We start from the raw sequence: 15084 nt of genomic DNA, 5'->3' as shown, positions 1-15084 counted from the left end.
TATGAATTTATGTAAATGGTATAAACAATATCGTGATTGTTGGTGGGGGTTACCCCTGTTCCTGCCTCTTCTGGTATTACCAATAATAAAAAACGCTAATACATACACCTATGTTGGTGGTGGCAAAACTTACCTTTATTACCTGCCATTGCCTTTTCTACTCTGCATGATGCTATTTTTCGGCTGGAAAGCGCTGCCCGGACTGATTGCCGGCATCAGCTGCTATCTGACTCGTGATCTACGCGCCGCTGAAGAGATAGGCCTTACGCTGCAGTTTCTTATACCTACGCTTGTGGCGTGGGGTGGATATCAGTTTTTCCACGATCGTCGGAAAATGGTTTCGCACGGTGATACTCGCCTGATGGCTCACCGATTGTTCTGGCAGATGTTTGTTCCTGCCACGCTGTTTATGTTCTTGATACAGGTGACGCTGTATATCGGCGTTTATCCAAGCCTTAGCTATGCCCAACTGAACTCGCCGTTGACCGAGCGTAACCTGATTAACTATCAGTCGTTGCTGATGGGCTACCTGACCGGCGTACCGCTGTGCTATTTGCTCATCCGCTTAATTCGCAATCCGTACTATATTCGCAGCTTTATTTCGCAAGTGCGTCGTGATTTCGAGCCGAAGGTCAAATGGCCTGAAATGCTGGCGTGGGGGGCCGTTGTGCTGGGCATATTCTCCATGCTGATGGCACCGATCAACAAAAACAGTACCATTTTCAGCACCAACTACACGATTTCCCTGCTGCTGCCGGTGATGCTGTGGGGCTCAATGCGCTTTGGCTATCGCTTTATTTCCATTATCTGGACGCTGATGCTGATTGTGGCTATTCATTACCATTATCACTTTGTGCCGCACGATGGTGAATACAGCTCGCAGCTGGCTATTACCTCATCAAGCTTCCTGATCTTCTCGTTCATTATCGCTTACATGGCGATGCTCTCCAGCCGCCAGCGCGCTATTCACGAACGCGTAAGGCGTATGGCCTTTATCGACCCGGTTGTGAATCTGCCAAACATGCGTGCTCTGAGCCGGGCGATTAATAAAGCGCCGTGGTCGGTACTGTGTTTTCTACGCATGCCGGATCTCGAGATTCTGGCGCGCCACTACGGCATTATGCTGCGTATCAACTACAAACAGAATTTAGCGGCATATCTGCGTGAAGTTTTACGGCCTGGGGAAGAGGTGTACCAACTGGCTGGTAGCGATCTGGCGGTGCTGCTGCATACGGAATCCTACAAGGAGCGCATTGATGAGCTGTACGCGCGTCTGAAGTTGTTCCGCTACAACTGGAACGGAATGCCGTTGCAGCCGCAGATAGGCCTTAGCTACTGCTATATCCAGTCGCCTCTCTCCCAATTTCCGTTGATGCTGGGGGAACTCAATACGGTGGCGGAGCTGTCGCTGGTCACCGACCGCCCGGAAAACATGCAGCGGCGAGGTGCGCTGCACCTGCAGCAGGAGCTCAAAGATAAGATTGCGATGATGGTCCGGGTGCAGCAGGCGCTAGAAACCGACCGCTTCCGTCTGATGGCTCAGCCGATCGTCGGTATTCGCGGCGATGATTATCATGAAGTCTTGCTGCGGATGTTGGGCGATGATGATGAACTGCTTTCTCCATCGCTATTTCTAGCGGTTGCCCACGAATTTGGTTTGGCATCACGCATCGACCTTTGGGTACTTGAAAATACGCTGCGCTTTATGGCTAGCCGTCGCGAAAGCCATCCCGGTATTCGCCTAGCAGTCAATTTGGCACCGTCCACTGCCAGCGGTTTGGGCTTTGCACAAAAGGTTTCCGAGCTGCTGAAAGAACACAATATTGAAGCGTGGCAGTTGGTGTTTGAGATTACGGAAAGCCATTCATTGGTCAACGTGGAACAAGCACGGCAGACGTTACGTGACCTACAGGAGCTGGGTTGCCGAGTGGCGATTGATGACTTCGGAACCGGCTATGCTAGCTACGCGCGCCTAAAGCACATCAGCGCTGATATTCTCAAAATTGACGGCAGCTTTGTGCGTAACATCGCGACCAGCAGTCTCGATTACCAGATTGTTTCATCGATTTGCCATCTGGCGCGGATGAAGAAAATGCGCGTAGTGGCGGAATTTGTGGAAAATGACGATATCCGCACGGCGGCGATTGCGCTAGGTATTGATTATCTGCAGGGATTTGCCATCGGTGAGCCAACTCCCCTAGAGGAGCTGGCTGCACCGGATAAGCGAGAGCCTGAGGTATCAGGCGACGTTCACCTCGTTGGGCGCACGCTCCTCAGTGATTTTTAACAACCAGCCGGTGACGCTCTCCCAATACTGCTGCTCTTTCTCCAGATCGAGCAGCACCAGCGCATTCTGGGTAAACCAGTCATTCGGGAAGCACAGCGTCCAGTGATTGGCTTCGGTAGTCAGCTTCAGCGTTGGCGGCGTGGTGGTCGCCTGGCGCTGATTGTTCAGCAGCACGCCAAGACGCAGTAGCTGAATCATCGGCAGGAACTGCTTTTTCTTAAACAGCGTAAAGCGCGGTAGCTCATCGAGCTTGATAGCCTTACGATGGAAGCGCACCAGTGTCGCCATCAGGTACTGCTGTTCCTGATTAAAGCCCGGCAGATCGCTGTTTTGCAGAATATAAGCGGAATGGCGATGCATACCGCTGTGGTTAATATTGAGCCCGACCTCATGCAGCATTGATGCCCACTTCAGTAACGCGGTCAGCTGTGGATTGCCAAGCTTCGGATTTTGCTCCAGCCACTGATCGTATATCTGCGTGGTGGTTTCCAGCACCCGTTGCGCCTGCTCACGGTCGATATTGTACTGGTTTGCAAGGCTTTGCGCGGTGCGGCTACGGACGTCCTGATGGCGGAAACGGCCTTCCATTTCATACAACACGCCTTCACGCAGCGCGCCGTCGGAAAGGCGCAGCTCTTTAATGCCCAGCGCGTCAAATACCCCGCACAATATTGCCAGACCCGGCACAAACACGTTTTTCCGCTCTTCGGAAAGTCCTGGTAAGCTCAGTGAGCTGAAGTTTTTGCTTTTCAGCACCTCTTCGACCAACATCTCAAGGCGTTCAGGGGTGATAAAGCCATCTTTCTCGCCCATTTCCAGCAGCACTTCATGCGCGGCTTTGATGGTGCCAGACGCGCCCATCGCCACGTTCCAGCCTTGAATACGATACTGCCATGCCAGCGTTTCCAGCTTTTGAACCGCCGCAAGACGCGCGCGCTGGAAGTTTTCGCGGTTGATGGTGCCCGCTAAGAAAAATTGCTGACCGAAGCTCACGCAGCCCATGCGGCGACTTTCCACCAGCATTGGCTCAAAATCTTCGCCAATCACCAGTTCCGTCGAGCCGCCGCCGATATCAATCACCAGCTTGCGGCCTTTTTCCGGCTGCGTGTGCTCGACGCCCATAAAGATCAGACGCGCTTCTTCGTTACCGGAGATTATCTCAATCGGGTAGGGGATAACCTTCTCTGCCCGCTTGAGAAACTCGGTGGCATTTGTCGCCTGACGCAGCGAGTGCGTACCGACAATACAGACGCTGGAAGGCGAAAAGCCTTGCAGTCGTTCAGCAAACAGCGACAAGCAGCTCAAGCCGCGTTCCATCGCTTCTTCGCTCAGCATATTGTTTTCGTCAAGGCCGTCGGCCAGATGAACACGCTGCTTCAGACGGCCAATAATCTGCATCGCGCCGTCAACGACGCGTGCAATGACCATATGAAAACTGTTTGAACCAAGATCAACCGCCGCAAACTCCTGCGGCCGGGGTGCTTTGCTTTTTATTGGCATAGGTTAGTCAGGCTGCTCAAGTGATTTGAGATAGTCGTAGATCGTTTGCTGCGCGCGGACTTTGCGTCGGTTACCGCGCGGCACATAGCGATTACTCAGTTCTTTATCGACATAACGGGCTTTCACCGTATCGCTAAACAGGATCTCGATAATATCGAGGATTCGCTGTTTGAGACGCGGGTCGAGGAGCGGCGTCGCCACTTCAATACGATAGTCGATGTTACGGGTCATCCAGTCAGCGGAAGAGAGATATACGCGCTTATCGCCGCCGTTATCAAAAATATAGATCCTATCGTGCTCAAGGAAACGATCGACGATGCTGATCACGCGAATATTATCGCTGATCCCTTCGAGTTCAGGAATCAGAGAGCACATCCCGCGGATCAACAGGTTCACCTGCACGCCAGAACTGGATGCGGCATACAGGCGATCGACCAGCCCTTTGTCCACGAGGTTGTTGAGTTTCAGGGTGATCCCAGCCGGAATCCCGTTCTGGGCGTTGGCAATTTCCTGATCGATCATCTTGTACAGCAGGCGACGGGAGTTTTGCGGTGACACCAGCAAATAGTCGAAGCTCACCGGACGGTACGGATTTTCGATAAAGTTAAATACCCGGCGCACTTCGTTGGTGATGCGCGCGTCGGCGGTAATCAGCGAGTAGTCGGTGTAAATGCGCGCGGTTTTTTCGTTAAAGTTACCGGTACCGATGTGGGCGTAACGCACCACATCATCACCCTCTTTACGCGAAATCAGGAACAGCTTGGCGTGAATTTTTAGACCCGGTGCCGAGAAGATAACGTGAACGCCAGCTTCCGTGAGTCGTTTTGCCCAGTGGATGTTTGCCGCTTCGTCAAAGCGCGCCTGCAGCTCAACCACCACCGTGACTTTTTTACCGTTATGGGCGGCGTGGATCATCGCATCAATAATGCGCGAGTCTTTTGCCACACGGTAGATGTTGATTTTGATAGCCAGAACGCTGGGGTCGAATGACGCCTGACGCAACAGTTCCAGCACGTGCTCAAAGGTGTGATACGGATAATAGAGCAGCACGTCTCGTTCGCGAATGGCGTCAAAACCGTTGCGGAATTTATCAAACCAGATGTGGCGCAGTCTTGGCATCGGTTTGTTGACCAAGTTGGCCTTGCCGACGTTCGGGAAGCCGATAAAGTCTTTAAAGTTGTGGTAGCGACCGCCTGGAACAATAGAGTCATAGCGGGAGATGGTGAACTTCTTACGCAGCATCTCGACCATTGCATCTGGCATATCGCGTTGATAAACGAAGCGTACCGGTTCCGCGGTTAAACGCTGCTTGAGGCTAGAGGACATCAGCTCCATCAGGCTCGACTCCATCTCGTGGACTAGGTCATATTCGGCGTCACGGGTCATTTTCATGGAGTAGGCGTTTAGGGCATCGTAATCAAAGAAGCCTTTGAAAATATCATCCAAGCAATAACGCAGGATGTTATCTAGCAGGATCATTGGCTTACGGCGTCGCGGTGTTTCCGGTGGCAAATTGACAAAGCGTGGAACTTTGTCCGACGGAATTTCCAGCAGCGCATAGTTAATTTCATCGCCGCGGATAATTTCTACCGCCAGATAGGTGTAATCATCTTTGAGGAATTGCACCAGATCGGTTTCCCGGTTCAGCAGAATCGGGGTGATGTGCTGGCGCAGATGCTGTTTAAAGTAGTTGCGCAGCCAGCCCTGCTGGTTGGGGGAAAGCTGGCGTTCGTTAATCAAGAAGATTTGATTGCGCGCCATTTCCAGCAGCAGCTCGTTGTACAGGCCATCAAACTCCTGATCGGCCTTCAGCACGCGTGCCTGAATGCGGCTCAGAAGATGGCGGGAATGCGTGGTCACGCCCTGTTCTTCGCTGATGATGATCCGCCGTTTTAGCTCTGCGAAGCGGACCTTATAGAACTCGTCGAGGTTGTTGGAGTAAATCCCCAAAAAACGCATGCGCTCAATCAGCGGATTGCTTTTGTCTGCCGCTTCCTGGAGGACGCGCTCGTTGAATGACAACCAGCTTAGCTCTTTTTCGATGTACAGTTTTTCCTGACCCATTACTACTCACACTCCGGTTTGTTCACGGGACGCGGCAAAGTCGTCTCACTAATTATATTGCTAGCTTTGCCGGACGATGTCCAATGGTGTCAGCTAAGTATGACAGTTATCCTATTTAGCATAAGAAAATAGTCATTATTCTTTTTGATATCTAAGTCTTTTTTACCTTTTTCACTGACTCTAAATAGGCAGAATATAGGCATAAAAAAGAGGGCCGTAGTGGCCCTCTGATATCGTGTGCTTACAAGATGTTACTCATCCGCCGCGTAGCCTGCCGGAGGCAACCTGACGCCATCAATCCAAGCATGATTATCCTGCATTTTCAGGCGACCATCGAGAAACCAGCCGACAACCAGGGGGTAAATCGCATGTTCTTGCACCTGAACTCGCGAGGTGATTTCATCTTCGTCGTCACCGTCGAAAACCGGCACTTTGGCCTGTAAAATCACCGGCCCACCGTCCAATTCCTCGGTGACAAAATGCACCGAAGTACCGTGTTCAGTATCGCCGTTATCCAGCGCCTGTCGATGGGTGTTGAGGCCGGGATATTTTGGCAGCAGGGAAGGGTGGATGTTGAGCAATTTCCCCTGATAGTGCTGAACAAATTCGGCACTCAGGATACGCATGTAGCCCGCCAGCACCACCACATCCGGCGCGTAGGCGTCTATCTCATGCATCAGCTCGCGGTCGAAGGCTTCCCGGCTGGCAAACTGGCTAGCCGCCAGCGCATGCTGAGGAATGCCCGCATCGCGCGCGCGCTCAAGGCCGAACGCGTCGGCCTTATTGCTGAAAACCGCTCGAATGGTGCCTTGGATTTTTTTCTGCTCACAGGCGTCAATAATCGCCTGCAAGTTGCTGCCGTTGCCGGAAATCAGCACCACGATGTTTTTCATTTATTCGATGACCACACGCTGTTCGGAATCAGTGGCTTTGATATAGCCGATTTTCCACGCGTTTTCACCTTTTTCATTCATCAGCGCAATCGCTTCGTCAGCCTTATCTGCTGCTAGGGCAATTACCATGCCGACGCCGCAGTTAAAGGTACGATACATCTCGTGGCGGCTAACGTTACCGGCGTCTTGCAGCCAGTTGAACACCGCAGGCCACTGCCAAGAAGATTCGTCGATGACAGCCTGAGTGTTATCTGGCAGAACACGCGGGATGTTTTCCCAGAAGCCGCCGCCGGTCAGGTGGGCGATGGCGTGAACGTCAACGCTGGCAATCAGTTCCAGAATGGATTTCACGTAGATGCGGGTTGGTGCCAGCAGGTGGTCGGCCAAGGTCTTGCCTTCCAACTGCGTGGTATCCGGGTTACAACCGCTGACTTCAACAATTTTGCGCACTAGCGAGTAGCCGTTGGAGTGTGGGCCGCTGGAACCTAAGGCAATCAGCACGTCGCCGTCGGCAACTTTGCTGCCATCGATGATTTCAGATTTTTCGACCACGCCAACGCAGAAGCCGGCGACGTCGTAATCTTCACCGTGATACATGCCTGGCATTTCGGCGGTTTCGCCGCCGACCAGCGCACAGCCGGACTGCAGACAGCCTTCCGCGATGCCGCTGATAACGCTTGCTGCGGTATCGACGTCCAGTTTGCCGGTTGCGTAGTAGTCGAGGAAGAACAGCGGTTCGGCGCCTTGAACCACCAGATCGTTAACGCACATAGCCACCAGATCGATACCGATGGTGTCATGGCGCTTTAAATCCATCGCTAAGCGCAATTTCGTGCCAACGCCGTCAGTGCCAGAAACCAGCACCGGTTCGCGATATTTTTGCGGCAGCGCGCACAATGCGCCGAACCCACCCAGTCCACCCATCACTTCTGGACGGCGAGTTTTCTTCACCACCCCTTTGATACGGTCAACCAGAGCGTTTCCTGCGTCAATATCAACACCGGCATCTTTATAGCTGAGAGAGGTTTTGTCGGTCACTGCTAAGTCTCCACGCGTTTGCGTTAGCAAGAAAAATCGGCGCAATTCTATCAGTCCAGGCAAACGTTTGCGAGCCTATTCTGCACCCATTTTTTTGGCCCTGATTTTTCCCGCTTTTCCGCCATTTAATCGGTCAAATATGATACTGCTCACGAAAATGAAGCCGGGTATATCCTTGTCCTTGCATCCATTGTACAGAATCCACATCATATGAATGAAACCGGTTTCTGTTTTTGTTGCAGATGCCCAATGAACAGATTTGAACGCAGCCAGAAGGGATGAATGGAATGAAAATAGCTGCCTTTGATATTGGCGGTACCGCGTTAAAAATGGGCGTTGTCGATGAACACGGTGAGCTGCTGGAAAAAGGCAAATGCCCGATCAGCGATAGCGACGGCGAGCAAATTCTCGCGGCAATTGAAGCTTGGATCGCCGCGCATCCCGAATGCACCGGCGTCGCCATTAGCGCGCCGGGTTACGTTAACCCCCACACTGGTTATATCGAGATGGGCGGTGCTATTCGTCGGTTCGATAACTTCGCCATTAAAGCGTGGCTGGAAGCGCGTTGCGGGCTGCCCGTCGCCATCGAAAATGACGCTAACTGCGTGCTGCTCGCCGAGCGTTGGCAGGGCAAGGCGACGGAGATGGCAAACTTTCTCGTGCTTACCATCGGCACCGGCATCGGTGGCGCAATTTTTTGTAATAACCAGCTGGTCCACGGCGCGAGATTCCGCGCGGGTGAATTTGGTTATATGCAAACTTCACGTCCCGGTTCTCGCGATGTTCGCCGTTACACCATGAATGAAAACTGCACTTTGCGCGTATTGCGCTATCGCTATGCGCAGCATCTTGGCAAATCGTTGGACGAGGTGACTGGCGAGGAGATTTTCGACCGCTTCGACGCGGGAGACGCCGCCTGCCAGCGACTGGTCGCCGAGTTCTTCAATGGTCTGGGCACCGGGCTCTACAACTTGGTCAATCTGTTTGACCCACAAACTATTCTCATCGGCGGCGGTATCGTTGAGCGCCCCGGTTTTCTGGCGTTGATGCGGGAGCATCTGGCCTGGTTCGGCATTGCCGACTACATCGATACGGTCAGCCACGGTAATGACGCCGGGCTTATCGGCGCGGTTTATCATTTCAATCAGCAGTATAAGCAGTGATAACTAACTGATTAAAGAGGGAAAGATATGTCTGGATTTAAAGCTGATTTTCTCTGGGGCGGCGCGGTAGCGGCACATCAACTGGAAGGCGGTTGGAAAGAAGGCGGCAAGGGCGTTAGCGTGGCGGACGTCATGACCGCTGGCGCCCACGGCGTACCGCGTGAAATCACCGACGGCGTGCTGCCGGGGAAAAACTACCCAAACCATGAAGCCATCGATTTCTACCATCGCTATAAAGACGATCTGAAACTGTTCGCTGAGATGGGCTACAAATGTTTCCGTACCTCCATTGCCTGGACGCGTATTTTCCCTAATGGCGACGAGCAGGAACCAAACGAAGCAGGCTTGCAATTCTATGATGACCTGTTTGACGAGTGCTTGAAGCTGGGTATTGAACCGGTTATCACCCTGTCGCACTTCGAAATGCCGTATCACCTTGTGACCGAATACGGAGGCTGGCGTAACCGTAAGCTGATTGATTTCTTCGTCCGTTTTGCTGAAGTGGTATTTACCCGCTACCAGCACAAAGTGAAGTACTGGATGACGTTCAACGAAATCAACAACCAGGCTAACTTCCACGAAGATTTTGCTCCGTTCACCAACTCCGGTTTGAAGTACCTGCCGGGCGAGGACCGTGAGCCGGTGATGTACCAAGCGGCACACTATGAGCTGGTGGCCAGCGCCCTAGCGGTAAAAGCGGCGCGTGAGATCAACCCTGCGCTGCAGGTCGGTTGCATGATAGCCATGTGCCCAATCTACCCGCTGACCTGTGCGCCAAATGACATGATGATGGCGATGAACGCCATGCATCGCCGCTACTGGTTCACCGATGTTCATGTACGCGGTAAGTACCCACAGCATTTGCTGAACTACTTCGAGCGTCGCGGTTTTGCACTGGATATCACCGAAGAAGACCATCAGGCACTGACCCAAGGCTGCGTCGATTATATTGGCTTTAGCTATTACATGTCGTTTGCAACAAAAGCCACGCCTGACAATCCACAGCTGGACTACGATGAAACCACCAGCCTGGTATCCAACCCGTATGTACAAAAATCAGATTGGGGCTGGCAGATTGACCCGGTGGGCCTGCGTTACTCACTGAACTGGTTCTATGACCACTATCAACTGCCGCTGTTTATCGTAGAAAACGGCTTTGGCGCTATCGATGTGCTGGAGAGCGACGGCACGGTGAATGACCAGTACCGTATAGACTACCTCTCGGCGCACATTGCTGAAATGAAAAAAGCGGTGGTAGAAGATGGCGTGGATCTGATGGGCTACACCCCGTGGGGCTGTATTGACCTAGTTTCTGCCGGCACCGGTGAGATGAAAAAACGCTATGGCTTTATCTACGTTGATAAAGATAACGAAGGCAACGGCACGCTAGCGCGCAGCCGCAAAAAATCTTTTGCTTGGTATCAAAAGGTGATTGCGACTAACGGAAGTGAGCTGTAACTAGCTGAATATGAATAATAAAACCCCGTTATGCGGGGTTTATTTTTATCCTGACTTATACTCTCTGCAGTCCCATTCGCCGCTTTGCTTGATCCCGTGGGTATGGCGCAATCGAAAAAAAGCGGTATAATCCGGCGATTTTTTTTGTGGCTGCCCATTCAAAGGAGAAAGAGAATGAAGATTGTGGAAGTTAAACACCCACTCGTCAAACACAAGCTGGGCCTGATGCGCGAGAACGACATCAGCACCAAACGCTTCCGTGAACTCGCCTCCGAAGTCGGCAGCCTGCTGACTTATGAAGCTACCGCCGGTCTGGAAACGGAAAAAGTAACGATCGAAGGCTGGAACGGTCCGGTAGAAATCGACCAGATCAAAGGTAAGAAAATTACCGTTGTGCCAATCCTGCGCGCAGGTCTCGGCATGATGGACGGTGTTCTGGAAAATGTGCCAAGCGCACGTATCAGCGTTGTCGGTATGTACCGCGACGAAGAGACGTTGGAGCCGGTACCTTACTTCCAGAAGCTGGTTTCCAACATTGATGAGCGCATGGCGCTGATCGTCGATCCTATGCTGGCTACCGGTGGTTCCGTTATCGCGACCATCGATCTGCTGAAAAAAGCGGGCTGCTCTAGCATCAAGGTGCTGGTACTGGTTGCGGCACCGGAAGGTATTGCCGCGCTGGAAAAAGCGCACCCGGACATCGAGCTGTACACGGCGTCAATTGACCAAGGCCTCAACGAGCACGGATACATTATTCCGGGCCTCGGCGATGCCGGCGATAAGATCTTTGGTACCAAGTAAACGAAAAATTAAAAAGAGCCGACTTTGAAAGTCGGCTTTTTTTTGAATAAAAACAACTGGGCTAATAACACAACAGAGGAAAAATACCATGACGCGCCGTGCCATTGGGGTAAGTGAAAGACCGCCGCTCTTACAAACTATCCCGCTTAGCTTGCAGCATTTATTTGCCATGTTTGGCGCAACCGTGCTGGTGCCGGTTCTGTTCCACATTAACCCGGCCACCGTGCTGTTGTTTAATGGCCTTGGGACATTACTGTATCTCTTCATCTGTAAAGGTAAAATCCCGGCCTATCTGGGCTCCAGCTTTGCCTTTATTTCTCCTGTGCTGCTGCTTTTGCCGCTGGGTTACGAAGTGGCGCTGGGCGGCTTTATCATGTGTGGCGTACTTTTCTGTATCGTCTCCTTTATCGTTAAGAAAGCCGGTACCGGCTGGCTTGACGTGATGTTCCCTCCGGCGGCAATGGGCGCAATCGTTGCCGTTATCGGTCTGGAACTGGCTGGCGTTGCGGCGAATATGGCCGGCCTGTTGCCACCGGACGGTCAGTCTGCGGATACGAAAACCATCATCATCTCGCTGGTCACGCTTGGCGTAACCGTCTTTGGTTCCGTTTTGTTCCGCGGCTTCCTGGCTATTATCCCTATTCTTATCGGGGTGCTGGTGGGTTACGCACTCTCCTTCGTGATGGGGGTTGTTGATACGACGCCTATCGCGCAAGCGCACTGGTTCGCGCTGCCAACCTTCTACACTCCACGCTTTGAATGGTTTGCTATCTTAACCATCCTGCCTGCGGCGCTGGTGGTGATTGCCGAGCACGTTGGTCACCTGGTGGTGACGGCGAATATCGTGAAGAAAGATCTGATCCGTGACCCAGGCCTGCATCGCTCGATGTTTGCTAACGGCCTGTCGACGGTCATCTCCGGTTTCTTCGGCTCAACGCCGAACACCACCTACGGTGAGAACATCGGTGTCATGGCGATTACCCGCGTGTACAGCACCTGGGTTATCGGTGGTGCGGCGATTATCGCCATTCTGCTGTCGTGCGTGGGCAAACTGGCGGCAGCGATTCAGATTATCCCGCTGCCGGTGATGGGCGGCGTTTCTCTGCTGCTGTACGGCGTTATCGGCGCATCCGGTATCCGCGTGCTGATTGAATCCAAAGTTGATTACAGCAAAGCGCAAAACCTGATCCTGACCTCCGTTATCCTGATTATCGGCGTGAGCGGCGCGAAAGTGCATATTGGTGCCGCTGAGTTGAAAGGCATGGCGCTGGCAACTATCGTCGGGATCTGCCTGAGCTTGGTGTTTAAACTGATTAGCGTACTGCGTCCGGAAGAAGTGGTGCTGGACGCTGAAGATAGCGATCAACCTTCTCATTGATCCTAAAGCCGGGCGGGATCGCCGCCCGGTTCTCTCTGTCCCCATTTGTGTGGTAAACTCAGCGGGTTTTTTCGTAAGCCCATGTTGAGGTCTCTCTGAACGCACCGGCACAGCTCTCTTTGCCACTTTATCTTCCCGATGATGAAACTTTTGCGAGTTTCTGGCCGGGTGATAACCCCTCTTTACTTGCTGCCGTACAAAACGTACTGCGACAAGAACATAGCGGATACATCTATATCTGGTCGCGTGAAGGCGCTGGCCGCAGCCACCTGCTGCATGCCGCCTGTGCCGAACTGTCCCAGCGCGGCGATGCGGTCGGCTACGTGCCGCTGGATAAGCGTACCTGGTTTGTGCCGGAAGTACTGGATGGGATGGAGCAGCTTTCACTGGTTTGCATCGATAATATTGAGTGCGTTGCCGGTGATGAGCTGTGGGAGATGGCGATTTTCAACCTGTATAACCGAATTCTTGAATCTGGCAATACTCGACTTTTGATCACCGGCGATCGCCCACCGCGTCAGCTTAACTTGGGCCTTCCGGATCTGGCTTCACGTCTGGACTGGGGGCAAATCTACAAGCTTCAGCCGCTCTCGGACGAAGATAAGCTGCAGGCGTTGCAGCTGCGTGCACGCCTGCGGGGATTTGAGATGCCGGAAGACGTGTGCCGTTTCCTGCTTAAACGGCTCGATCGTGAAATGCGCACGCTATTCCTGACGCTCGATCAGCTCGATCATGCGTCTATTACCGCTCAGCGCAAACTGACTATTCCGTTTGTCAAAGAGATCCTAAAGCTCTAGCGTCTTTCCCGGCGTCGTGATGTTCGGCCGGGCAACCATCGTAGGCCTGATAAGCGTAGCGCCATCAGGCACCCGGAGCAGATTGCCGGATGGCGGCTTTGCCTTATCCGGCCTACAAAAAGGCCAACCGAACAGCCAGCGCATGATATGGCGCTGTAATTTAGCGTAGGCCTGATAAGCGTAGCGCCATCAGGCAGAGCGGAGCAGATTGCCGGATGGCGGCGTTGACTTATCCGGCCTACGAATATTCCTCAGCGGCTAGATCATTGAGCAGATGCTGCATCAGCAGCGGAATCGGTCTCCCTGACGCCACACTTTTACCTCCTTCACGCCACAGTGCCGTTCCGCTGACATCAAGATGCGCCCACGGAATATTTTGCGGGCAGAAGTGATGCAGCAGCCATGCCGCAGATGCGCTGATAGCGGCGTTGTTGGTTGGCGTATTGCACAAATCAGCAATCGCGCTGTCGGTTTGCTTTTTCAGCCGCGCATCCAGCGGCAGCGACCAGACTTCATCGCCGCTTTGTTCACCGGCTACGGTCAGTGCGTGACGCAGCGCGTTATCCTGCGTCATCAAGCCGCTCAATTCGTAGCCCAGCGCTTTGACTACCGCACCGGTCAGCGTGGCTAAATCAATGATGTAACGTGTTTTCTCGTGACGCTGACTGGCCCAGGCGATGGCGTCGGAGAGCACCAGCCGACCTTCGGCATCGGTGTTGTTGATCTCCACGGTCATACCGTTACAGGCACGAGCTACACTGCCTGGCTGCATCGCGTCAGGACCAATTGCGTTCTCGGCCAGCGCCAGCACGCCCATCACGCGAACCGGCAGGTTGAGTTCGGCAATGCTCAGCATCAGCCCCAGCACGTTGGCCGCGCCGCACATGTCGTACTTCATGGTGTACATGCCTGCGCCTTCTTTCAGCCACAGCCCTCCGGTATCAAAGGTTACGCCTTTACCGACATAGCTGCGCACTGGGCCGCTGCTGATACCTTCATAGTGGAGAGCCAGCAGGCGAGGAGGGCGGCTGGCGCCTTTACCTACCGCATGCAGGAGACCTAGCCCCTGCTCGACGATATCGTGCTCGTTAAGCACTTCACAGGACAGAGCCGGGAGGGCGGCGCACAGGCGCTGGGCTTCTTCCACCACAAACTGCGGCGTACACTGTTCTGAGGGAATATCCGCCAGCCGACGCGCAGCCACCATGCCGTTGGCAATGGCTTGCTGTTGGCTGAATAACGTTTCTAGGCGCGAGGCGTCCGTTCCCGTGCAGTAGGCGCTGATGTGGCGAAGGCTTAAGCTGTCGGCGGGCAGGGTTTTCAAACCAAGGTCTGAGAGGTTATGTGCTTGGTTGAAGAGAAAACGCAGGGTTTTCATCAGCACCGTGTCGTCGATGTTGCTGCAATCCAAAAGGACATTATTACAGACCGGCGCCGCAAACAGTGGCCGCAGGAATGCCAGCAGCGTGTCGGTAAAACTATCTTGCCAAGCGTTCAGCGGAATCAACGTGATGCGGGCAAATGGCCCGCAGCCGAAGCGGGTATCCGCAAGCTTGCCCTGTTCAGCGAGCGTTGTCATCTCGGCAATGAGTGGATTTTCCTGCAACCAAGCCTCTTCAAGGAGGGCGCTGCCGGGAAAGGTAATCAGATGGCCCTGCGCCAGTTCGCTGGAAAGCGCGGTGAATAGACGGTAGGTAATCATCAT

The 15084-nt window shown here is 53.3% G+C and carries 11 protein-coding genes; 6 read left to right on the top strand and 5 right to left on the bottom strand.

Going from position 1 to position 15084, the window contains the following annotated elements; genetic code table 11:
• Nucleotide 1: 1 nt before the first annotated feature.
• Nucleotides 2–2287, top strand: a complete 2286-nt coding sequence (locus AB4K05_RS11570) for an EAL domain-containing protein (RefSeq protein WP_368480110.1) — start codon at nucleotides 2–4, stop codon at nucleotides 2285–2287.
• On the opposite strand, the gene ppx is transcribed toward AB4K05_RS11570, so the two are convergent.
• From ppx to purM, 4 genes are all read right to left on the bottom strand, one after another.
• Entirely contained in the window at nucleotides 2240–3787 is a 1548-nt protein-coding gene (gene ppx, locus AB4K05_RS11565; protein WP_368480109.1) for an exopolyphosphatase, read from the bottom strand. The two genes, AB4K05_RS11570 and ppx, sit on opposite strands and share 48 nt — an antisense overlap.
• A 3-nt stretch (nucleotides 3788–3790) precedes the next feature.
• Complete coding sequence (ppk1, locus tag AB4K05_RS11560) at nucleotides 3791–5851, bottom strand: polyphosphate kinase 1 (RefSeq protein WP_368480108.1); 2061 nt, start codon at nucleotides 5849–5851, stop codon at nucleotides 3791–3793.
• A gap of 251 nt (nucleotides 5852–6102) precedes the next feature.
• Nucleotides 6103–6744 carry a phosphoribosylglycinamide formyltransferase gene (purN, locus tag AB4K05_RS11555; RefSeq protein ID WP_368480107.1) on the bottom strand — a complete coding sequence of 214 codons (642 nt, stop codon included), beginning with the start codon at nucleotides 6742–6744 and terminating at the stop codon, nucleotides 6103–6105.
• Nucleotides 6745–7782, bottom strand: a complete 1038-nt coding sequence (gene purM, locus AB4K05_RS11550) for a phosphoribosylformylglycinamidine cyclo-ligase (RefSeq protein ID WP_368480106.1) — start codon at nucleotides 7780–7782, stop codon at nucleotides 6745–6747.
• Nucleotides 7783–8069: 287 nt separating this feature from the next.
• Between purM and bglK the strand changes: the two genes are divergently transcribed.
• From bglK to AB4K05_RS11525, 5 genes are all read left to right on the top strand, one after another.
• Nucleotides 8070–8945, top strand: coding sequence for a beta-glucoside kinase BglK (gene bglK / locus AB4K05_RS11545; protein WP_368480105.1), 876 nt, complete (start codon nucleotides 8070–8072; stop codon nucleotides 8943–8945).
• 27 nt (nucleotides 8946–8972) lie between these two features.
• Nucleotides 8973–10403 carry a 6-phospho-beta-glucosidase gene (locus AB4K05_RS11540; RefSeq protein WP_368480104.1) on the top strand — a complete coding sequence of 477 codons (1431 nt, stop codon included), beginning with the start codon at nucleotides 8973–8975 and terminating at the stop codon, nucleotides 10401–10403.
• Between the two features lie 174 nt (nucleotides 10404–10577).
• Entirely contained in the window at nucleotides 10578–11204 is a 627-nt protein-coding gene (upp, locus tag AB4K05_RS11535; RefSeq protein ID WP_035891452.1) for a uracil phosphoribosyltransferase, read from the top strand.
• Between the two features lie 88 nt (nucleotides 11205–11292).
• On the top strand, nucleotides 11293–12582 hold the full coding sequence (gene uraA / locus AB4K05_RS11530; protein WP_368480103.1) for a uracil permease: 1290 nt from the start codon (nucleotides 11293–11295) through the stop codon (nucleotides 12580–12582).
• Nucleotides 12583–12677: 95 nt separating this feature from the next.
• Nucleotides 12678–13379, top strand: a complete 702-nt coding sequence (locus AB4K05_RS11525) for a DnaA inactivator Hda (protein ID WP_072129040.1) — start codon at nucleotides 12678–12680, stop codon at nucleotides 13377–13379.
• 238 nt (nucleotides 13380–13617) lie between these two features.
• Here AB4K05_RS11525 and AB4K05_RS11520 read toward each other — a convergent pair whose 3' ends face one another.
• Nucleotides 13618–15081, bottom strand: coding sequence for a M17 family metallopeptidase (locus AB4K05_RS11520; protein ID WP_368480161.1), 1464 nt, complete (start codon nucleotides 15079–15081; stop codon nucleotides 13618–13620).
• Between the last annotated feature and the right edge of the window lie 3 nt (nucleotides 15082–15084).

Origin of the sequence: Kluyvera sp. STS39-E (assembly GCF_040932435.1) — a bacterium.
Lineage (GTDB): Bacteria > Pseudomonadota > Gammaproteobacteria > Enterobacterales > Enterobacteriaceae > Kluyvera.
Note: the sequence above shows the minus strand (reverse complement) of the source record. Positions and strands in the feature narration are given on the sequence as shown.

Coding starts and splice junctions, on each gene's coding strand:
- AB4K05_RS11570 (WP_368480110.1), top strand. CDS start 2: ATGAATTTATGTAAATGGTATAAACAATATCGTGATTGTTGGTGGGGG.
- ppx (WP_368480109.1), bottom strand. CDS start 3,787: ATGCCAATAAAAAGCAAAGCACCCCGGCCGCAGGAGTTTGCGGCGGTT.
- ppk1 (WP_368480108.1), bottom strand. CDS start 5,851: ATGGGTCAGGAAAAACTGTACATCGAAAAAGAGCTAAGCTGGTTGTCA.
- purN (WP_368480107.1), bottom strand. CDS start 6,744: ATGAAAAACATCGTGGTGCTGATTTCCGGCAACGGCAGCAACTTGCAG.
- bglK (WP_368480105.1), top strand. CDS start 8,070: ATGAAAATAGCTGCCTTTGATATTGGCGGTACCGCGTTAAAAATGGGC.
- AB4K05_RS11540 (WP_368480104.1), top strand. CDS start 8,973: ATGTCTGGATTTAAAGCTGATTTTCTCTGGGGCGGCGCGGTAGCGGCA.
- upp (WP_035891452.1), top strand. CDS start 10,578: ATGAAGATTGTGGAAGTTAAACACCCACTCGTCAAACACAAGCTGGGC.
- uraA (WP_368480103.1), top strand. CDS start 11,293: ATGACGCGCCGTGCCATTGGGGTAAGTGAAAGACCGCCGCTCTTACAA.
- AB4K05_RS11520 (WP_368480161.1), bottom strand. CDS start 15,081: ATGATTACCTACCGTCTATTCACCGCGCTTTCCAGCGAACTGGCGCAG.